This window comes from Tsukamurella sp. NPDC003166, from assembly GCF_040611135.1.
GTDB lineage: Bacteria > Actinomycetota > Actinomycetes > Mycobacteriales > Mycobacteriaceae > Tsukamurella.
This window is the reverse complement of the sequence record NZ_JBEXNL010000019.1, coordinates 1-19,764: the sequence shown is the minus strand read 5'-3', so window position 1 is coordinate 19,764 and position 19,764 is coordinate 1. Positions and strand designations below refer to the sequence as shown.

The window sequence follows — 19,764 nt, the reverse complement described above, 5'->3', positions numbered from 1 at the left end:
AGGCCATGAAGAGCACCGTCATTCCAGCACTCGCCCTCGCACTCGCCGCTGCGACCCTCACGGCGTGCAGCACGACGGTGTCCGGCATCGCCGGCGACAGCGCCGGGAACTCGCCCGGCCCCGTCATCCCGACGGGGCTGGACGTCGGGCAGAATCCGACCACCTTGCGCGAGATCCCACCGTCGTCGACGGACGGCGGCTGGATCGTCGAGGGCAACCGCATGGGCGACGCGCTGATCCAGGTCAGCGACGTCGACGCCCGCCTGAAGATCGGTGGGGTCGCGCTGCGCTCCTACCCGGTCCTCGACGGGCTGAACCTGTCCGAGCGGGTGCCCGACGCGACCGCATCGGCCTTCAGCCGCAACAACATGCACGTCGGCATGACCACGACCCGCGGCGACAAGCTCGAGAATCCGACGGTCGCGCTGCGCGTCGGGCTGTACCGGTTCGACGACGCCGCGACCGCCGCGAAGGCGCTCGACGCCGTGAAGGCGGGAGCCGGATCGCAGCGGCAGATCGTCGGGATCGACGGCGTGTTCGCGACGGAGTTCAAGCCCGGCACCGTCGACTCGTACCGGGCCGAAGGTCCGTTCGTGATCAACGTCAGCGGCACCGCCCCGACCACGGGCGAGGCGACCGGCTTCGTCTCGAAGGCCTACGCACTGCAGGTGCCGAAGGTCCAGCAGTTCCGGCCGACCCCCGCCTCGTCGGTGCAGACGCTGCCCAGCGACGACGGCGGCATCCTCGCCCGCACGATCTACGAGGCGAACCCGCCGGTCTCCGCGAAGGAGATCGCGAACAACTACTACGACCTCGCCGGGCTGGTGCTGCGGGTCGAGGACGTCTCCGATGCGGACATGTACCGCGCAGCGGGCGTGGACGCCGTCGGGCAGGGGAAGACCATCGTCTTCCGGGCCCGGGACACGGCTGCCGCCGCGAAGTTGCTCGCCGACCGCCGCAGCCGCGCCGATGCCACCAAGTCCACGCCGGTCGCGGTGCCCGCCGGCCTACTGACCGTCAGGTGCGGTCAGTACAAGGACGACGGGACCTACGGGTGCAGCGGGCACGTGGGCCGCTACGTGTTCTCCCTGTCCACCGACTCGCTCACCGACGCGACGCAGACCGCCGCCGCGCAGTACACGATCCTGGCGAAGAACCCGTAGGCGCCCGCTACTCCGGTTCGACGTAGCGGGGGAAGACGCCCTGCGGCTTGGGCAGTGCGGTACCCGGCCGCAGCCGGGTGGCGACCGCGTCGAAGGTCCGCTCATCCTTCGGCTGCTCGAGCAGCGTGAGCAGTTCCTCCGACGACTCCGGCATCACCGGCTGCAGCAGCAGCGCGACCTGCCGGACGACCTCGGCGGTCACGTACAGCACCGTCGCCATGCGGTCCGGATCGCTCGCCTTGAGCTTCCACGGCTCCTGCGCGGAGAAGTACCGGTTGGTGTCGGCGAGGACCTCCCAGATCGCCTCCAGGTACAGATGCAGTGCCTGGTCGTCGACGTGGCCACGGACCGCCGACAGCAGGCCGTCGGCCTTGGCGAGCAGGGCATCGTCGGCCTCGGTGAACGGGCCGGGCGACGGGACCGTGCCCCCGCAGTTCTTGTTGATCATCGACAGCGAGCGCTGCGCGAGGTTGCCGAGCTCGTTGGCGAGGTCGGCGTTGATCCGACCGACGATGGCCTCGTGGCTGTAGCTGCCGTCCTGGCCGAAGCTGACCTCGCGGAGCAGGAAGAAGCGCAGCGCGTCGAGGCCGTACTCCGCGATGAGGGCGTGCGGGTCGACGACATTGCCGACCGACTTGCTCATCTTCTCGCCCTTGTTGAACAGGAAACCGTGCGCGAAGACCCGCTCGGGCAGCTCGATCCCGGCGCTCATCAGGAATGCGGGCCAGTAGACCGCGTGGAAGCGGATGATGTCCTTGCCGATGATCTGCAGCTTCGGGGGCCAGAACGTTCCGAACTGCTCCGAACCCGTGTCCGGGTAGCCGGCGCCGGTGAGGTAGTTGGTGAGCGCGTCCACCCACACGTACATGACGTGGTCCGGGTCGCCCGGCACGGGCACGCCCCAATCGAAGGTGTCGCGGCTGATCGAGAGGTCCTTGAGGCCGCCCTTGATGAAGCTGACGATCTCGTTGCGGCGGGTGGCCGGCTCGAGGTAGCCGCCCTCGCGCTCGAGCAGCGCGAGCAGCCGGTCCTGGTAGGCGGAGAGCTTGAAGAAGTAGGACGCCTCCTCGGTCCACTCCACCTCCGTGCCGGTGCCCGTGGACACGCGGACGCCGTTCTCGGTGACGGTGGTCTCGTCCTCGGCGTAGTACGCCTCGTCGCGCACCGAGTACCACCCCGAGTACTTGCCGAGGTAGATGTCGCCATTGGCCGCCATCCGCTCCCAGATGGCCTTCGACGCCTCGTAATGGTCGGCGTCGGTGGTGCGGATGAACCGGTCGAAGGTGGATCCCACGGCGCGCTGCAACGCCTCGAAGGCGGCGGCGTTGCGGTCGGCGAGGGCCTTGGTCTCGATGCCCTCCTTGGCCGCGGTCTGCTGCATCTTCAGGCCGTGCTCGTCGGTGCCGGTCAGATAGAACACGTCGAAGCCGTCGAGGCGCTTGAACCGCGCGATCACGTCCGTGGCGATGTACTCGTACGCGTGCCCGATGTGCGGAACGCCGTTCGGGTACGCGATCGCGGTCGTGAGGAAGAATGCCTTGTCTGCAGCCATGATGGGGTCAGCTTATCGGTGCGTTCCCGCGGTCCGGCAAGCACGTTTCGGCGCGCCGGTCAACGGCTCGACGGTCCCCTGTGGAAAGTCCGGATCCCTCCACAGGCACGTCCCGGTCGGCGTCGGTGCGGTCCGGGGGTGGGCGAGCATCAAGCTCATGGGGGAACACGGGGTGGTGACGCGGACGGAGCTGGAGGCCCAGGGCTGGACACCGCGCGCGATCCGGCTCGCGGTGGACGCGGAACGGCTGACCCTGTTGCGGCGCGGTAGGTACGCCCTCCCCGGCGCCGACCCGGACGTAATGCGCGCCGTGTCAGCCGGAGGAGGCGTGAGCTGCATGTCCGCGCTCGCCCGCCATCGGGTCTGGGTGCCGGAGTCGGCGCGCGGGTTGCACGTCCGGCTGTCCGAGCGGGCCCGGCGCCGCGCGCACAAGGGTCTCATCGTGTGCGGCGAGTCGATCGACGCACCTCCCGCAGCCGTGGACGACGCAGCAACATCGGTGCTCGCGGTCGCCGACTGCGTGCACGGCGACGAACTCGTCGCGGTGTTCGATTCCGTTCTCCATCGGGGAGTCCTGCAGCCCGGCGAGCTGACGGGCCTGCTACGCGGGCGCCCGCGGCGCGTGGAACGCGCGCTGCGCGGCGTCGACGGATCAGCCGAGTCCGGCACCGAGACGCACGTGCGCCTGCACCTGCGGCGCAAACGGCTCGCCCCGCGCACCCAGGTGTTCATCCCCGGGGTCGGGCACGTCGACCTCCTGGTCGGCCGCAGCCTGGTCATCGAGTGCGACAGCGAGGAGCACCACGCCGGGGAGGCCGTCGAGACCGACCGCGAGCGCGACCTGGTGCTGCAGACGCTGGGCTTCTGCGTGCTGCGGGTGTCATATCAGCAGGTGTTCCGCCAGTTCCCGAGAGTCGCGGCGGCGATCGCCCGCACGATTCTCGGACGGCGACCACCTGCGGCACCCCGACTATGTGCCGTGACTACCCGGGTTGTCCGCACGAACGTCGCCCCCAGCGGCGGTCGCTTTTCGTGACCTGGGGAAATGCAGGGGGTGCGCCGCTCAGACCGACGTTCGTGCGGGCACCTCGGATACGGATCTCATACCTGCGAGGGATTCCATGCGGCGCTCGCGATCGGGCAGCATCCGGGAGGACACCAAGCGCACGATACGGATTCGGACATGACACTGAGCTTTCTCTACGGCCTGCTGTTCCTCGCCACCTGGCGGATCCTCCGCCTCGCCATTCCCGCGAACGCCGCTCCTCCTCACGCCGCCCAGCCGGGCCGCACCGCCCCGAGGCGATACCAGCAGCGATGGCCCTTCGCGCTCATCGCGGTCGCGATCGCGGGATCTCTCGCCGAGCTTCTGCATCCCGGGCTCGAGCGTTCGTGGCAGCGGTCTGCGGCGGCGATCGACCACGGCGAGCTGTGGCGGTTGGTCACTTCCTTCCTGATCCAGGGCGGCGGGCTCTGGGGGATGGGTTTCAACCTCATCACCCTCGTCGTCACCACCGTCCTCGGCGCGCGAGTTTTCGGCGCAGGCGCGGGCTCCGCGGTGTGGGTCGCGGGCGGGACTGTCGGAAATCTGCTGGCCCTGGCCCTCGGATTCCCCGACGGCGCCGGGAGCTCGCTGGCGACGATGACGCTCGCCGTCGCCGCCGCCGTGGCGGCAGCACCGCACCGACGGCGGCGCGGCACAGGCTCGCACCCCGGAGGGGATCGCGGCCCGAACCGTAGCGGGCGGTCGGCGGCGGTCGCCCTCACAGCGCTCGCAGCGGTCGGTCTCGCCCTCGTGATACTGCGCGACGAACACGCCATCGCCGCCGTTCTCGGCGTGGGACTCGGCCTCGCGCTGCGCCGTGGGGCGTCGGACCGGATCACGGTCGGCGCCGCGTCCTGGGCGGGCACTTCCATCTTCTTCGTGGCGCAGGCGATCGCGATGGCCGGGGTGACCAACGGGTACAACCCGATTCGGCACATGGTCAGCGACCTCGGCATGGTGGGCTGCGCCCCCTCCGACGTGGGCGGGTACAACACCGACGTCTGCTCGCCCTGGCACCTCGCGATGAACCTGGGCTTCTCCGCGACCGGCGTCGGGCTCCTCGTCGGGACGCTACTCCTGTGGCCGCTGCGCCCTTCGGGACGCGTCGCGACAGCGGGCGCGGCGCTCATCCTGGTGGGCGGCCTCGGCAAGATCGGCGCCGGACTCACACCCGGCGACGTCCATCCAGCGGCGCACATGGCCGTCGCCCTGTTCAGCGGTCCCGCGCCGACGATGGGCCTGGTCCTCCTCGGCTGGTCGCTGCGCTCGGTGCGGCCCGTCGCCGCCCGCGCCGCGCTGGCCTGCGGCGCGGTCGGGATCGCGGGATTCGCCGCGACCACGGCCGCCATGGATTCGGGGTGGGCCGGGCTGGCCGAGCGGACCGCGATGTACCCCGTGATCGTGTGGGTCGCCGGAGCCGGCGTCGCCCTCCTCGCACACCGCGGTCGCGCGCTCAGGCCGACGTGCGTGCCGGAACCTCGAGTACCCGCGCACCGGGAGCGGCGTCGAGGGCGATGACCGCGCCGGACTCGTCCAGGCGGAACCGGGCGATGTCGCGGCCGTAGCGCACGTAGACCACGTCGTAGTCGACGCCGATGACCTCGGTCTCCGCGGTCGGCGCGTCCGCGGCGGTACCGGCGAACTCGCCCTCGGCGTAGAAGCGGACCTGGCTGAGATCGCCGTGCGCCACGTGTACCCAGGTCAGCCGACCGCCCAAGTCGGTGCCGCCGTCGATCACCGGGTTCATCGCTCCTCCTCGTCGCACAGGTGCGGTTCGTCGTGTGGGTGGCCGGCGGATCGGGTGGGAGAGGATCCGCCTGCCACGAAGCACTCTTCCGTCTCGCGCCGCTGGGCACATCAGGCGAATTCCCCATTTCTCCCCGACATCCGTCCCCCATTCGGCCGATGCGGGCGCATGACAGGATGGCGCGGTGCATCCGGTCGACATGCTGCGGGCGCTGCGGGATCGCGGCCATCGTCCTGCCGCGCTGCTCGGCAGCTGGGGCGGGTTCCGCGCCGTGATCGCCCCGGAGCCCGCGCTCCGCCCCGGTATCGGACCCGACGGTGCGCCGTGGCTCGGCGTCGTCGGCTATCCCGATGTCAGCGGGGAGTCGCGGCTCGTGCCCGAGGTCGTCGGCGGCGATCCCGGCCCGCTGCTGCTGTTGGGCGCAGAGGGACACTGGACCTGCACCGATCCCGGATTCCCGGTCCCGGATGCGGCGCCCGCGTCGCGCTCGTGGGAGGCCCGCTGGACCGCACCGGATCGGGAGGATCACCGGGCAGCGGTACTCGCCTGCCAGGAGGCGATCCGGGCGGGTGACGTGTACCAGGTGAACGTGTGCACCCGCTTCGACGGCGTCCTGACCGGCGACCCGCTGGAGATGTTCGCCGACATCGCCGCCGCGACCCGGCCGGCCAAGGCCGCCTACCTCGAGGGCGACTGGGGCGCGATCGCGTCCTTCTCCCCCGAGACCTTCCTCACCGAGAGCGCCGGCCTGCTCACCGAGCGACCGATCAAGGGCACGCTTCCGGCCGGCCGACGCCCCGAGGACCTGCGGGCCAGCGTCAAGGACGTCGCGGAGAACGTCATGATCGTGGACCTGGTGCGCAACGACCTCAGCCGGGTCGCGACGACCGGCACCGTCCGGACTCCGGAGCTGCTGCGGGTGCAGCGGGCGCCCGGCGTCTGGCACCTCGTCTCGACGGTGACGGCGCAGCAGCGCCCCGGGACCACCCGGTCCCAGCTCCTCGACGCGACCTTTCCGCCCGCCTCCGTGACCGGCACCCCCAAGCTCGCCGCCCGCGATCGGATCATTCACTGGGAGAAGCACACCCGCGGCAGCTACTGCGGCGCGATCGGCATCGACCATCCGCTGACGGGTCTGGACCTCAATGTCGCGATCCGCACCGTCGAGGCGCGGGACGGCGCCCTCCGTCTCGGGGTGGGCGGCGGCATCACGATCGATTCCGAGCCCGACGCGGAGTGGTGCGAGTGCTTGGACAAGGCCGCGTCGATCGTGGGCTACCGCGCGGCCAGCGCCGCCTCGTAGAGCTCCCGCTTGGACGCCCCCGTCTCCGCGGCGACGGCGGCGCAGGCGTCCTTGAGGCGCTCCCCCGCGTCGACGCGGCGCAGGACCGCGGCCACGTGATCGACGGGATCGGCGGTGACGGGGTCGGCGCCGGCGAGCACGACGGTGATCTCGCCTCGCACCCCGTCGGCCGCCCAGGCCGCGAGCTCGCCGAGCGTGCCGCGCCGCACCTCCTCGTAGGTCTTCGTGAGCTCGCGACACACCGCGGCGCGTCGACCGGATCCGAGGACCTCGGCGGCGTCGGCGAGGGTGTCGGCGAGGCGGTGCGGCGACTCGAAGAACACCGCGGCGCGGCGCTCCGTCACGAGGTCCTGCAGCCACGCCCGGCGGGCGCCGGACTTGCGCGGGGCGAAACCGTCGAACAGGAACCGCTCGACGGGCAGCCCGGACAGGGCCAGGGCGGTGGTGACCGCCGACGGGCCGGGCAGGCAGGTGACCCGGTGTCCGGCCTCGACGACCGCCGCGACCAGGCGGTATCCGGGGTCGGACACGGAGGGCATGCCGGCGTCGGTGACCAGCAGCACCGTCTCGCCGGCGTCGAGCGCGGCGAGGAGCTGCGGGATCCGGCCGGCCTCGTTGTGGTCGTAGAAACTGATGATCCTCCCGCGCGGTTCGACCCCCAGCGAGGCGGCCAGGGAGCGGGCCCGGCGGGTGTCCTCGGCGGCGATCACGTCGGCCGTTCCGAGTGCGGAGACGAGCCGGGCCGTGGCGTCACCCGGGTTGCCCATCGGCACCCCGGCGACGATCAGCGCACCGCGCGCGTCCTCAGCTCCCACGACTGACACCCTACGATGGGTCGCGTGACAGCCGTGGCCACCCCTGCAGCCGACGCCCACCGCGACGTCGTCAGTCCCGGCCCGACACTGCCGCCCGCGGTGTTCGGCGCGACCGACCGCGGTTTCGGCTGGACCGTGACGCTGCTCCTGACCGCCGTCGCGGCGGCCACCCGATTCTTCTACCTGGGCACACCGAGCAACAACGGCTTCATCGGCAGCACGCCCGTGCAGACCCCGGTGTTCGACGAGAAGCACTACGCGCCGCAGGGCTGGCAGGTGCTCACGGGCGGGCACTGGATCGAGGACAATCCGGGATTCGGGTTGATCGTGCACCCGCCGGTGGGCAAGTGGATGATCGCCATCGGCGAGTGGATGTTCGGCTACACGCCGCTGGGCTGGCGGTTCATGTCGGCGGTGTGCGGGACCCTGCTGGTGTTCCTGGTCATCCGCGCTGCCCGCCGGCTGTCCCGGTCGACGCTGATCGGCGGCCTGGCCGGCTTGTTCCTCATCTGCGACGGACTGACGATGGTGTCCTCGCGGGTCGCCCTGCTCGACATCTTCCTCGTGTTCTTCGGCTTCGCCGCGTTCTCGATGATCCTGGTGGACCGCGACCAGATGCGCGCCCGCCTGCACCGCGCGGCCGTCGAGGGGCGCATCACGGATTCGCTGTACGGCCCGCGGCTGGGCTTTCGCTGGTGGCGGTTCTCGGCTGCGGTCATGCTCGGTCTGGCGTGCGGGGTGAAGTGGTCGGGCAGCTACTTCCTCATCGGGGTCCTCGCGCTCTCGCTCGCCTTCGACGTCGCGAACCGGCGGCAGTACGGCGTGCTGCGACCCTGGCGCGGGGTGATCCTGCGCGACCTGGTCCCGTCCGGCATGTCGCTCGGGGTGCTGCCCGTGCTGATCTACCTCGGCACCTTCTGGGCCTGGTTCACCTCGGAGACCGCCGTGTTCCGGTACGCGGTGGGCAATCAGGTCGGCGCCGGCGGCACCTTCGGCTGGGTGCCTGCGGCACTGCGCTCGCTGTTCTACTACGAGGACAGCGTCCTGAAGTTCCACGACACCCTCACCAACTCCGCGGGCAACCACCATCCGTGGGAGTCGAAGCCGTGGACCTGGCCGATGGGCCTGCGCCCGATGCTGTACCACTACACCGCCGATCAGTCGGGCGGCATGTGCGGCGACGGCCCCTGCGTCCGCGCCGTGATGGCAGTGGGTACGCCGGCGCTCACGTGGATAGCCCTCCCGGTACTGCTGTGGGCGCTGTGGAAGATGTGCGTCAAGCGCGACTGGGCGTACGCCGCGCCGGTGACCATGTACTTCGCGACCTACCTGCCCTGGTTCCTCAACCTCGACCGGCAGATGTACTACTTCTACGCGCTGACCCTGATGCCCTTCCTCTGCATCATGATCGCCCTGATCTGCCGCGAGGTGCTGGGTCTGGACGGCCGCGCGCGGTTCTTCGGGTTCGAGCGGCTGCAACTGGGCCGCTGGTTGGTGGTCATCTACGCCACGATCGTGGTGCTCGACTTCGCCTGGCTCTGGCCCATTCTCACCGCGGCACCCATCCCCATGTGGTGGTGGCGCCTCGAGCTCTGGTTGCCCAGCTGGCAGTAGCCTCCCGTTCCCGGGTCCGACGGTGCCTGCGCGCCCCGTTCGGCGAGTCCGACGGTGCCTCGTCCACCCGGCACTCGGATTCTGACCGATACGGACACGCTGTCCGAAGTGGACGGAATCCGAGTGTCACGCGAGTGAGGTGATGTCGCAGTCACGCGCGCCACGGAACGCCTCCGCACCGCCGTCAGATCCTCGCGACGGTGCGGGTCTCCCGCGCCAGGAGCCACGCCCCGGCTGCGGCCACGCACAGGGTGGCGGTGATGGCGAAGGCCCAGGTGAAGCCGAGGTACTGGGCGATCGCGCCGGCCAACAGCGGGCCCGAGATCGTGCCCGCGTCCTGCGCCATCTGATACGCCGACAGCGCACCACCGCTGCGTCCCTTCCCCTGCAGGACGTCGGCGAGGGTGGCCTGCATGGTCGGCGCGACGAGGCCGGTGCCGATGCCGGCGACCACCGTCACCAGGAACGCGACGAGCACCGAATCGGTGAAACCCAGGGCCAGCGTGCCCGCCGCGATGACGAGCATGCCCGTGACGATGAAGGGCTTGCGGCCGCACCGATCGGAGCCGCGGCCCGCGGGGAACATGGCCAGCACGTCGCCCGCGGCGTACGCGGCCAGGGCGTACCCGGCGATCGCGGCGGGCTGGTCGAGCACCGCGGCGAAGAACAGCGGCAGCAGAGACACCCGCATCGAGTAGACCCAGCCGAACACCACCGACGAGAACAGCGCGGCCCGGTAGGCGGAATCCGCGAGGGCCTCGCGCACCGTCGTACCGGGTTCGGAGGAGGCCTCCTCCCGGCCCGCCAGGGTGCTGCCGCGCAACGCGACCCCGACGACGAGCGTGGCCACCACGAGGGCGATCGCGTAGACGACGAAGGGCACGCGCAGGCCGAACCCGACGAGGGCGCCGCCCAGGAGCGGACCGCAGATGCCGCCGAGCACGAAGCTCGACGAGTACACGCCGCTGACGCGGCCGCGGATGTCGGCGGGCGCGATGCGGATCATCAGACCCATCGCCGAGACGGTGAACATCACCGATCCGACGCCGCCCAGCCCGCGGAAGAGCATGAGCTGCCAGTAACTCTGCGCGAAGGCCACCGCGAGCGTCGACGCCGCGACGATCAGCAGGCCCGTCATGTAGATCCAGCGTTCGCCGAAGGCCTTGACCAAGGGCCCGGTCGCGGGCGCGAAGGCGAGCCGCATGATCGCGAACGCACTGACCACGGCGGACGCGGCGCCGATCCCCACGTCGAAGGTGCGGGCGAAGGCGGGCAGGGCGGGCGCGACGACGCCGTAGCCGAGGGCGATCACGAAGCTGGCGGCCACCAGCACCCAGACCTCGGGCGGAACCCGCTGGGTCGTCTGCGCGGCGCCCGCGGCGGGTGGTTCAGTCACCGAAACATCATCCGCTAAGAACGCGTCAAGACCCGCATGGGGGCCGTTAACGCCGCGTGAGAACCGCCGTTCCCGGTGGTCTGGTGGACCCATGGACATCTCCAACGCGCTGGCCCTGGCCGCGACGATCCTCACCCTCGCGTACCTGCTGTACGCGCTACTGCGGCCGGAGCGCTTCTGATGAGCGACTCCGCAGCGGGCCTGCTGACGATCCTCACGCTGGTCGCGGCCCTGGCGATCTGCTACCGACCGCTGGGCGACTACCTCGCGCACGTCGTCACCACGCCCCGGCACTGGCGGGTCGAGCGGGTCGTCTACCGCCTCGTCGGCGCCGACCCGGAGGCCGAGCAGGGCTACCGGACCTACGCGATCGCGGCGCTCGCGTTCAGCGCCGTGAGCATCGTGCTGCTCACCGCCCTGCTGCTCGCGCAGGGCCTGCTGCCCGGCTTCCACCCGAAGCAATGGCGCTTCGACGAGGCGCTCAACACCGCGATCTCCTTCGTCACCAACACCAACTGGCAGTGGTACTCCGGCGAGACGGCGATGAACCTCGTCGCGCAGGCCATCGGCCTCGCGGTGCAGAACTTCGTCTCCGCGGCCGTCGGCATCGCCGTCGCCGTGGCGCTGATCCGCGGCTTCGTCCGCTCCCGCACCGACCGGCTCGGCAACTTCTGGGTGGACCTGACCCGCATCACGCTGCGCGTGCTGCTGCCGATCTCGGTGATCGGCGCGGTGATCCTCATGGCACAGGGCGTGGTGCAGACGCTGTGGCAGCGGCACGAGATCGTCGGGATCGACGGCCAGAAGCAGGTGCTCACCGGCGGCCTCGTCGCGAGCCAGGAGGTGATCAAGCTCCTCGGCACCAACGGCGGCGGCTTCTTCAACGCCAACTCGGCGCACCCGTTCGAGAACCCGACGGCCGCGACCAACCTGTTCCAGATCTTCCTCATCCTACTGATCCCCGTGGCGCTGCCCCGCATGCTGGGCAACCTCGTCGGCAACCACAAGCAGGGCTACGCGATCCTCGGCTCGATGACGATCATCTTCGCCGTCTCCACCGCGATCTCGATCGGCTCGCAGCTGGGCGGTCAGGGCACGGCCTCGCGCGCCGCGGGCGCCGCCCTGGAGGGCCAGGAGCTGCGGTTCGGGCAGTGGGGCACCGGCCTGTTCACGACCGCCACCACCAGCACGTCGACGGGGGCCGTCAACGCCGCGCACGACAGCCTCACCCCCGGCGCCGGCGGCGCCGCACTGGTGAACATGCTGCTCGGCGAGATCAGCCCCGGCGGCGTCGGTTCCGGCCTGTACGGCATGCTCGTCATCGCCGTCCTGACGGTGTTCCTGTGCGGCCTCATGGTCGGCCGCACGCCCGAGTACCTGGGCAAGAAGATCGGCCGGCGGGAGATCACCCTCGCCGCGCTCTACATCCTCGTGATGCCGGCGCTGGTGCTGGTCGGGACCGCGGCCACCGTCGTGCAGGAGCAGGGCGTCGCCGCGATGACCAACTCCGGGGCGCACGGGCTGTCGGAGGTGCTGTACGCCTACGCGTCCGCGGCCAACAACAACGGCAGCGCCTTCGCCGGCCTCGCCGTCGACACCCCGTGGTTCAACTACACCCTCGGCGCGGCGATGCTGCTCGGCCGGTTCGCGCCGATGGTCGCGATCCTCGCCCTCGCAGGCGCGCTCGCGCAGCAGCACCCCGTGCCCGCCACCGCCGGCACCATCCCCACCCACCGCCCGCTGTTCGTGGGCCTCACCGTGGGCGTCGTGGTCCTGGTGGCCGGACTGACCTTCGTCCCCGCCCTCGCGCTAGCACCGATCTCGGAGGTCACCCAGTGACGAACACACTGACCGGTCACCCGGCACCGTCGGACCCGAAGGCCGGCACGCCCGCGCCGAAGCGGCACTCGGCCTTCTCGCTCGCCGAGCTCCGCTCGGCCCTGCCCCGCGCGCTCGGCAAGCTCGACCCGCGCACGCAGATCCGGCAGCCCGTCGTCTTCGTGGTCTGGATCGCGTCGGTGTACACGACCGCGCTCGCCGTCACGAAACCCTCGGTGTTCGCGTGGGCCGTCGCGGTCTTCCTCTGGGCGACGGTGCTCTTCGCGAACCTCGCCGAGGCCGTCGCCGAGGGCCGCGGCCGCGCGCAGGCCGAGTCGCTGCGCAAGGCCAAGACGGAGACGATCGCGCGGTTGCGCACCGAGACCGGGGAACGCCGGGTGCCGGGCTCCGAGCTCACGGTCGGCGACCTCGTGATCGTCGACGCCGGCGAGGTCATTCCGGGCGACGGCGACGTGGTGGAGGGCATGGCCACCGTCGACGAGTCGGCGATCACCGGCGAATCCGCGCCCGTCGTGCGCGAGTCCGGCGGCGACCGCTGCGCCGTCACCGGCGGCACCCGCGTGCTCTCGGACCGCATCGTCGTCGAGATCAGGACCGAGCCCGGCAAGAGCTTCATCGACCGGATGATCGGCCTCGTCGAGGGCGCGAACCGGCAGAAGACGCCCAACGAGATCGCGCTGAACATCCTGCTCACGGTGCTGACGATCATCTTCCTGCTGGCCGTCGCGACGCTGCAGCCGATGGCGATCTACTCGGGCGGCGCAGTCGACGTGGTGGTGCTCGTGGCGCTGCTCGTCTGCCTCATCCCCACCACGATCGGCGCGCTGCTGTCCGCGATCGGCATCGCCGGCATGGACCGGCTGGTGCAGCGCAACGTGATCGCCAAGTCGGGCCGCGCGGTGGAGGCCGCGGGCGATGTGTCGACGCTGCTGCTCGACAAGACCGGCACCATCACCTACGGCAACCGCCGCGCGACGTCCTTCCACCCCGTGGCGGGACTCGACGAGCACATCCTGGCCGGTCACGCGCTGCTAGCCTCGCTCGCCGACGAGACGCCCGAAGGGCGCTCCATCGTCGACCTGGCCACGACCCACGGTCATGAGGTACCGACGGTGCGCCTGGGCACCGTCGTGCCGTTCACCGCCCAGACGCGCATGTCCGGCGTGGACCTGCCCGACGGCACCCGGATCCGCAAGGGCGCGGCCGCGGCCGTGCTGGCGTGGGTCGCCGCCGAGCGGCCGGGCGAGGGATCCGGTGAGGAGTCGCTCGGCACCGTCGACGTGCGGCTGGCGGTCGACGAGATCTCCGCGTCCGGCGGCACCCCGCTGGTCGTGGCGCACGCCGAGCCCGGCGCCGCCCCGGCGCTGCAGGGCGTGATCCACCTCAAGGACGTGGTCAAGGCGGGCATGCGGGAGCGCTTCGCGCAGCTGCGCGCGATGGGCATCCGCACCGTGATGATCACCGGCGACAATCCGCTGACCGCGAAGGCCATCGCCGAGGAGGCCGGCGTCGACGACTACCTCGCCGAGGCCACCCCCGAGGACAAGCTGGCGCTGATCAGGCAGCAGCAGGAGGGCGGCCGTCTCGTCGCCATGACCGGCGACGGCACCAACGACGCGCCCGCTCTGGCGCAGGCCGACGTGGGCGTCGCGATGAACACGGGCACCTCCGCCGCGAAGGAGGCCGGGAACATGATCGACCTGGACTCCGACCCGACGAAGCTCATCGACATCGTGGAGATCGGCAAGCAACTGCTCATCACCCGCGGCGCGCTGACCACCTTCTCCATCGCCAACGACATCGCGAAGTACTTCGCGATCATCCCCGCCATGTTCGTGCCCCTCGCCCCCGGCCTGGACGTGCTCAACGTGATGCGGCTGCACAGCCCGCAGTCGGCCATCCTCTCCGCCGTGATCTTCAACGCGCTCATCATCGTCGCGCTGATCCCGCTGGCCATGCGGGGCGTGAAGTACACCGCGAAGTCGGCGGACAAGCTGCTGGCACGGAACCTCACGATCTACGGCCTCGGCGGCATCATCGCGCCGTTCATCGGGATCAAGCTCATCGACCTCGTCGTGCAGTTGATCCCCGGACTCTCGTGACTCTCCTGAAAGGCACCGACATGTTCTCCGGATCCCTCTCCGCCGCGCCGCGCCAGCTCCTGGCCGGGCTGCGCATGCTGATCGTCATGACCGTCGTGCTCGGCGCCCTGTTCCCGCTCGTGGTGTGGGGCGTGGGCCAGGTCGCCTTCCGCGACAAGGCGAACGGCTCCCCGATCGAGCGGGGCGGCGCCGTCGTCGGGTCGTCCCTGCTGACGAGCACGTTCGACGGTGCGCAGTGGTTCCATCCGCGCCCGTCCGCGGGCGAGTACGACACGCTCGCCTCCGGCGGCACGAACCTCGGGCCGAACAGCGACAAGCTGGTGGCGCTCATCGCGGAGCGACGCGCCGCGGTCGCGAAGGAGGACGGGGTGGCACCGTCGGACGTGCCCACCGACGCGGTGACGGCGAGCTTCTCCGGCCTCGATCCGCACATCTCCCCCGCGTACGCGCGGCAGCAGACGGCCCGTGTCGCCCGGGCGCGCGGCGTGTCGCCCGAGCGGGTGACGGCGCTGGTCGCGCAGCACACCGAGGGGCGTCAGCTCGGCTACCTGGGCGAGGAGCGGGTTAACGTGGTGGATCTGAACCTCGCGCTCACCGACCTCGCCGCCGCGGCGAAGTAGCCCGGGCGGAGGAGGAGGGGAGACATGCCGAAGGGGCAGCTGCGCGTCTACCTGGGCGCCGCGCCCGGCGTGGGCAAGACCTACGCCATGCTCACCGAGGGCGTGCGCCGCGCCGCCCGCGGGACCTCCGTGGTGGTGGGCTACGTGGAGACGCACGGCCGGCCGCAGACGGAGGCGCAGCTGCAGGGCCTGCAGGTGATCCCCCGGCGGCGCGTCGAGTACCGCGGCGCGGTGCTGGAGGAGATGGACGTCGACGCGGTGATCGCCGCGCACCCGACGGTGGTCCTCGTCGACGAGCTCGCCCACACCAACGCCCCCGGCTCGAAGAACGAGAAGCGCTGGCAGGACATCGCCGAGCTGCTCGACGCCGGGATCGCCGTGGTCACCACCGTGAACATCCAGCACCTGGAGTCGCTGGGCGATGTCGTGGAGTCGATCACCGGCGTGCGACAGCGCGAGACGATCCCCGACACCGTCGTGCGCCGCGCCGAGCAGGTGCAGCTCGTCGACATGACCCCGGAGGCCCTGCGGCGGCGCATGGCGCACGGGAACATCTACGCGCCCGACAAGGTCGACGCCGCGCTGTCGCACTTCTTCCGGATCGGTAACCTCACGGCGCTGCGGGAACTCGCGCTGCTGTGGCTCGCGGACCGGGTGGATGAGCGGCTCGAGCAGTACCGTTCCGAACAGGGCATCTCGGCGGCGTGGCCCACCCGCGACCGCACCGTCGTCGCGCTGACCGGCGGACCGGAGGGCGGCACGTTGCTGCGCCGCGGGGCCCGGATCGCGGCGAAGGGCGCGGGCGGCGAGCTGCGCGCGGTGTACGTCGCGCGCAGCGACGGCCTGTCCGGCGCCTCGCCGGCGGCGCTGACGAAACTGCGGCAGCTCACCGAATCCCTCGGCGGCACCTTCCAGATCGTCACCGGCGACGACGTGGCCGCCGCGATCCTGCAGTACGCGACCTCGGTGAACGCGTCGCGGATCGTGCTCGGCACGTCGCGGCACCGCGCGCTGTCCTCGGTGGTCCGCCGGCCCGTGTCGGACGCGGTGATCGAGGGGTCGGGCGCCGTCGATGTGCAGATCGTCACACACGAGCGGGCCGCGGGGGTACGCCGTCGCCGCCTGCTTCCCCGCATCGACGGGCCCGAGCCGGCGCTCCTCGGCCGGCGGCGGACGGTCGCCGGCTGGGCACTCGCGATCGCGGGACCGGTGCTCCTCACAACGCTGCTCGCTCAGACCCGGCACTGGCACTCGCTGCCGACCGAGCTGATGCTGTTCCTCATGCTGACGGTGGCGGTGGCCCTCGTCGGTGGGCTGCGGCCGGCGGTGCCGGCCGCGATCGTCGGATCGTTGCTGCTCAACTACTATTTCGCGCCGCCGCTGTACACGTTCACGGTGGCGTCGGGCGAGAACGTGTTCGCGGTGGCGATGTTCGTGCTGACGGCGATCGCGGTGGCGTCCGTGGTGTCGATCGCCGCCCGGCAGACGGCCCGCGCAGCCCGGGCCCGGGCCGAGGCCGACGTACTCAGCGGCCTCGCGGACACGCTGCTCGCCGCCGACGACGAGCTCCCCGCGCTGCTCGACGAGGCCATCGCGACCTTCGGCCTGCGCGGCGCGTCCCTGTTGCGCCGCGACGACGCCGAGTCGCCGTGGCAGCTCGTCGCCGGGCGGAAGGAGTCGCCGCTGACCCCGGATGCCGGCACCGACGCGGCGCTGGTCGGCGACACCGTCGCCCTCGTGGTTGCCGGCGGCCCGCTCAGCGCGTCCGAGCACGGCCTGCTCGTCGCCTTCGCGGCGCACGCGGCCGCCCGCCTGGACCGCGAGGCGCTCACTGCGGAGGCCCGGCAGGCGCGCTCGCTCGCCGAGGGCAATCGGGCACGGACGGCGCTGCTCAGCGCTGTCTCGCACGACCTGCGGACGCCGCTGGCCGGGATCAAGGCGGCGGTGAGCTCGCTGCGCCTGGGCGACGTGGAGTGGTCCGACGAGGACGAGGCCGAGCTGCTCGCGACCATCGAGGAGAGCGCCGACCGGCTGGACTCCCTGGTGGGGAACCTGCTGGACATGTCACGGCTGCAATCGGATTCGCTGACGCTCCTGACCCGCGAAGTGGGGATCGAGGAGGTGCTGCCGGCGATCTGGACGGCGCTTCCCGACGCGGACCTGGCCTTCGAGTTCGCCGGCGACGACACGGCGCCGCCGCCCACCGCACTCGCCGACCCGGGCCTGTTGGAGCGGGTGCTGGCGAATCTCGTCGAGAACGCGGTGCGGCACTCGGACGGTGGGGCGGTGACCGTGGGCGTCTCGGGCGTGCACACGCCGGACGGCGACCGCCTGCAGGTGCACGTCCGCGACCACGGCCCGGGAGTGCCGCAGGAGCAGCGGGAGGCGATGTTCGCGCCCTTCCAGCGGATGGGCGACGCGCCCGCGGGCAACGGCGTGGGCCTGGGTCTGGCGGTGGCCCGCGGGCTCACGGAGGCCATGGGCGGCACGCTCACCGCGGAGGACACCCCGGGCGGCGGCCTGACCATGATCGTGGACCTGCCCGCAGCACAGCCGGTGTCGACTGATGAGGTGGTCTCGTGACATTCGTTCTGGTGGTCGACGACGAACCCGCGATCCTGCGGACGCTGCGGATCAACCTCAAGGCCCGCGGGTACGAGGTGGAGACCGCCGCCGACGGGCGCTCCGCGCTGCAGATCGCGCGCGAGCGCACCCCCGACGTGGTGATCCTCGACCTGGGCCTGCCCGACCTGGACGGGACCGCCGTCCTGGCGAAGTTGCGCGAGTTCTGCACCTCGCCGGTGATCGTGCTGTCGGCCCGGCACGGCAGCGACGACAAGGTCGAATCGCTGGACATCGGCGCCGACGACTACGTGACCAAGCCCTTCGCGATGGACGAGTTCCTCGCCCGGGTGCGGGCGCAGGTCCGGCGCACGGGCCTCGTCGACGCGCCCGCGCCGGTGCGCACCGACGCCTTCGAGGTGAACTTCGAGGCGCGGACGGTGACCCGCGACGGCGGAGTGGTGCGGCTCACCCCCACCGAGTGGAAGATCGTGGACGTGCTGGTCCGCAACGCCGACCGGCTGGTCTCCCAGCAGACCCTGCTGCACGAGGTGTGGGGGCCGTCGTACTCGCGCGAGACCAACTACCTGCGCGTGTACCTGGCGCAGCTGCGCCGCAAGCTGGAGCCGGATCCGTCCCACCCGCGCTACTTCGTCACCGAGCCCGGGATGGGTTACCGCTTCATCCCGTAGTTCAATACTGAGCGCGCGGGGCGCGGTTCGGGAGCACGGCGTACCGTCCGCCGGGAACGACGGTGCTCCTTCCGCGCGACCCTCGGATTCCGTCCGGTTCGGACACGGCCAGGGTGAGCGACCGGACCGCCCGTTCCCGAGCCGTGCGCAGTGTGGTGTCCGCGTCCTCCGCGGCGGCGACGGGGCCGCTGCCGCGCGCCGCGCGGTGGTGAGCGACGCCGAGTTCGCCCACCAGCGGTTCGAGCTCCCGGGCCACGGCTCCGAAGGCATGCGCGGCGACGAGCGCGGCCGTCTCATCGACGGCGAAGGTGCGGGCCAGCGGGTTGGCCAGGCGGTCGGCCCAGGTCCGTTCGGACAGCGCGATCCACGCCGCCACCTCGGGTCGCTCCTGCCCGAGCGAACGGATCCATGCGATGTTCGTCGCCCAGCCCGTCGCGACGACGTGGCCGGTGAGCACCGCGTGCAGATCGTGCAGGAGATCGCGGAGCGCGATCGGTGCCGGGGCGTTGCGGTCGAGGCCGCCGAGCGGGTCGTCGAGGCCGGCGTCGGTGAAGAAGCGCGCGTCCGGCCACGTGTCGTCGGTGCGGCCGTCCTCGCAGTGGCACCAGGCGGGGCGGTCCCGCGGGTCGCGCTCGGGGCGGCCGTCCGCGCACCGGCAGTCGTCGGCGACCTGTGCTGCCGCCTCGGCGTCCGGCCCGATCGGCCACACGGCCGTCTCCGTGCGATCGGGTCGTGGTTCGAGGACCGCGCGCACGGCATCGTCGGGCTCGGGGAGCCACCACGGCGTGCCGAACAGCAGGCGGGCGGTCGATCCGTACTTGCGGCGCAACGTGCGCTCGGACACCGACTCCTCGCCGGGTAGCCGCAGGCGGTCGGCGATCGCCGTGAGAGTCGCGTGGTCGAGCCCGTCGCGCGCGACGATCGGCAGCGCGACACGGACCGCCGCCTCGTGCAGCGCCCGATCACGAATCGGCAGCTTGCGTTCCTGGAAATTGTGCATGGCTCCCCCCGAAGTCCACGTGCTCCCCTACGCCGACGCTACGGCGTCGGCGGCGCGGGCGGGGCGGAGACGGCGCAAACGCGCGAAGCCGGTGCGGCGAGCACGCGGTCCAAGGGTCCATCGCAGTGGCCCGCCGTGCCCGCCGCGGGACACTCGGATTCCGTCCGCGGCGGACAGCGTGTCCGGAACGGACACAATCCGAGTGTCGCCGGAAAGTCCTGTGATGTCTCGGGACATGGGTGACAGTTCTGCATCAGGACATTGGTGACGGTTGGTGTCTCAGGACTTCGGTGACGGTTTCGGCTTGCGGGGTC

The 19,764-nt window shown here is 71.4% G+C and carries 16 protein-coding genes; 11 read left to right on the top strand and 5 right to left on the bottom strand.

Translation table 11 applies throughout. The annotated features are described in order from the left end of the window. The first annotated feature begins 5 nt into the window (after positions 1-5). The gene (locus tag ABZX10_RS18560) at positions 6-1,163 is read left to right on the top strand and encodes a hypothetical protein (RefSeq protein WP_355543166.1); all 1,158 of its coding nucleotides are present in this window, start codon (positions 6-8) and stop codon (positions 1,161-1,163) included. Positions 1,164-1,170: 7 nt separating this feature from the next. Here the strand turns inward: ABZX10_RS18560 and metG are convergent, their stop codons facing one another. Further along, on the bottom strand, positions 1,171-2,715 hold the full coding sequence (gene metG / locus ABZX10_RS18555) for a methionine--tRNA ligase (RefSeq protein WP_355543163.1): 1,545 nt from the start codon (positions 2,713-2,715) through the stop codon (positions 1,171-1,173). 157 nt (positions 2,716-2,872) lie between these two features. On the opposite strand from metG, the gene ABZX10_RS18550 reads away from it, so the two are divergent. After that, entirely contained in the window at positions 2,873-3,751 is an 879-nt protein-coding gene (locus ABZX10_RS18550; RefSeq protein ID WP_355543159.1) for a type IV toxin-antitoxin system AbiEi family antitoxin domain-containing protein, read from the top strand. 147 nt (positions 3,752-3,898) lie between these two features. Then, on the top strand, positions 3,899-5,278 hold the full coding sequence (locus ABZX10_RS18545) for a DUF998 domain-containing protein (RefSeq protein WP_355543156.1): 1,380 nt from the start codon (positions 3,899-3,901) through the stop codon (positions 5,276-5,278). On the opposite strand, the gene ABZX10_RS18540 is transcribed toward ABZX10_RS18545, so the two are convergent. Continuing rightward, positions 5,214-5,507 carry a hypothetical protein gene (locus ABZX10_RS18540; protein WP_355543153.1) on the bottom strand — a complete coding sequence of 98 codons (294 nt, stop codon included), beginning with the start codon at positions 5,505-5,507 and terminating at the stop codon, positions 5,214-5,216. The genes ABZX10_RS18545 and ABZX10_RS18540 overlap by 65 nt on opposite strands. Before the next feature lie 184 nt (positions 5,508-5,691). Here ABZX10_RS18540 and ABZX10_RS18535 point away from each other — a divergent pair, with 184 nt between their 5' ends. Next, positions 5,692-6,810, top strand: coding sequence for an aminodeoxychorismate synthase component I (locus tag ABZX10_RS18535; RefSeq protein WP_355543150.1), 1,119 nt, complete (start codon positions 5,692-5,694; stop codon positions 6,808-6,810). Here the strand turns inward: ABZX10_RS18535 and rsmI are convergent. Further along, on the bottom strand, positions 6,783-7,625 hold the full coding sequence (gene rsmI, locus ABZX10_RS18530) for a 16S rRNA (cytidine(1402)-2'-O)-methyltransferase (RefSeq protein ID WP_355543147.1): 843 nt from the start codon (positions 7,623-7,625) through the stop codon (positions 6,783-6,785). The two genes, ABZX10_RS18535 and rsmI, sit on opposite strands and share 28 nt — an antisense overlap. 15 nt (positions 7,626-7,640) lie before the next feature. On the opposite strand from rsmI, the gene ABZX10_RS18525 reads away from it, so the two are divergent. Continuing rightward, a complete protein-coding gene (locus tag ABZX10_RS18525; protein ID WP_355543144.1) occupies positions 7,641-9,239 on the top strand; it encodes a phospholipid carrier-dependent glycosyltransferase in 1,599 nt (532 codons plus the stop codon). Between the two features lie 184 nt (positions 9,240-9,423). Here ABZX10_RS18525 and ABZX10_RS18520 read toward each other — a convergent pair whose 3' ends face one another. Continuing rightward, complete coding sequence (locus ABZX10_RS18520) at positions 9,424-10,635, bottom strand: MFS transporter (RefSeq protein WP_355543141.1); 1,212 nt, start codon at positions 10,633-10,635, stop codon at positions 9,424-9,426. A gap of 91 nt (positions 10,636-10,726) precedes the next feature. On the opposite strand from ABZX10_RS18520, the gene ABZX10_RS18515 reads away from it, so the two are divergent. From ABZX10_RS18515 to ABZX10_RS18490, 6 genes are all read left to right on the top strand, one after another. Then, positions 10,727-10,816 (top strand): potassium-transporting ATPase subunit F, encoded by a 90-nt coding sequence (locus tag ABZX10_RS18515; protein WP_074850389.1) that lies wholly within the window; start codon positions 10,727-10,729, stop codon positions 10,814-10,816. Beyond that, positions 10,816-12,474, top strand: a complete 1,659-nt coding sequence (gene kdpA, locus ABZX10_RS18510) for a potassium-transporting ATPase subunit KdpA (protein WP_355543137.1) — start codon at positions 10,816-10,818, stop codon at positions 12,472-12,474. The genes ABZX10_RS18515 and kdpA overlap by 1 nt, the downstream gene beginning before the upstream one ends. A 101-nt stretch (positions 12,475-12,575) precedes the next feature. Further along, positions 12,576-14,576: a potassium-transporting ATPase subunit KdpB gene (gene kdpB, locus ABZX10_RS18505; protein ID WP_355543367.1), complete on the top strand. Its 2,001-nt coding sequence runs from the start codon at positions 12,576-12,578 to the stop codon at positions 14,574-14,576. Positions 14,577-14,596: 20 nt separating this feature from the next. Continuing rightward, positions 14,597-15,196 (top strand): potassium-transporting ATPase subunit KdpC, encoded by a 600-nt coding sequence (kdpC, locus tag ABZX10_RS18500; protein WP_355543134.1) that lies wholly within the window; start codon positions 14,597-14,599, stop codon positions 15,194-15,196. 24 nt (positions 15,197-15,220) lie between these two features. Then, positions 15,221-17,779 carry a sensor histidine kinase KdpD gene (locus tag ABZX10_RS18495; RefSeq protein ID WP_355543131.1) on the top strand — a complete coding sequence of 853 codons (2,559 nt, stop codon included), beginning with the start codon at positions 15,221-15,223 and terminating at the stop codon, positions 17,777-17,779. Further along, positions 17,776-18,450: a response regulator transcription factor gene (locus ABZX10_RS18490; protein ID WP_355543128.1), complete on the top strand. Its 675-nt coding sequence runs from the start codon at positions 17,776-17,778 to the stop codon at positions 18,448-18,450. Before ABZX10_RS18495 ends, ABZX10_RS18490 begins: the two co-directional genes overlap by 4 nt. A 1-nt stretch (position 18,451) precedes the next feature. Here ABZX10_RS18490 and ABZX10_RS18485 read toward each other — a convergent pair whose 3' ends face one another. Further along, complete coding sequence (locus ABZX10_RS18485; protein ID WP_355543125.1) at positions 18,452-19,450, bottom strand: hypothetical protein; 999 nt, start codon at positions 19,448-19,450, stop codon at positions 18,452-18,454. Between the last annotated feature and the right edge of the window lie 314 nt (positions 19,451-19,764).

Bases quoted from the DNA above. Each gene is read 5' to 3' on its own strand.
- metG (WP_355543163.1), bottom strand. From the start codon at position 2,715: ATGGCTGCAGACAAGGCATTCTTCCTCACGACCGCGATCGCGTACCCG.
- kdpA (WP_355543137.1), top strand. From the start codon at position 10,816: ATGAGCGACTCCGCAGCGGGCCTGCTGACGATCCTCACGCTGGTCGCG.
- ABZX10_RS18550 (WP_355543159.1), top strand. From the start codon at position 2,873: ATGGGGGAACACGGGGTGGTGACGCGGACGGAGCTGGAGGCCCAGGGC.
- ABZX10_RS18540 (WP_355543153.1), bottom strand. From the start codon at position 5,507: ATGAACCCGGTGATCGACGGCGGCACCGACTTGGGCGGTCGGCTGACC.
- ABZX10_RS18525 (WP_355543144.1), top strand. From the start codon at position 7,641: ATGGGTCGCGTGACAGCCGTGGCCACCCCTGCAGCCGACGCCCACCGC.
- ABZX10_RS18495 (WP_355543131.1), top strand. From the start codon at position 15,221: ATGCCGAAGGGGCAGCTGCGCGTCTACCTGGGCGCCGCGCCCGGCGTG.
- ABZX10_RS18545 (WP_355543156.1), top strand. From the start codon at position 3,899: ATGACACTGAGCTTTCTCTACGGCCTGCTGTTCCTCGCCACCTGGCGG.
- kdpC (WP_355543134.1), top strand. From the start codon at position 14,597: ATGTTCTCCGGATCCCTCTCCGCCGCGCCGCGCCAGCTCCTGGCCGGG.
- ABZX10_RS18560 (WP_355543166.1), top strand. From the start codon at position 6: ATGAAGAGCACCGTCATTCCAGCACTCGCCCTCGCACTCGCCGCTGCG.
- ABZX10_RS18515 (WP_074850389.1), top strand. From the start codon at position 10,727: ATGGACATCTCCAACGCGCTGGCCCTGGCCGCGACGATCCTCACCCTC.
- ABZX10_RS18485 (WP_355543125.1), bottom strand. From the start codon at position 19,450: ATGCACAATTTCCAGGAACGCAAGCTGCCGATTCGTGATCGGGCGCTG.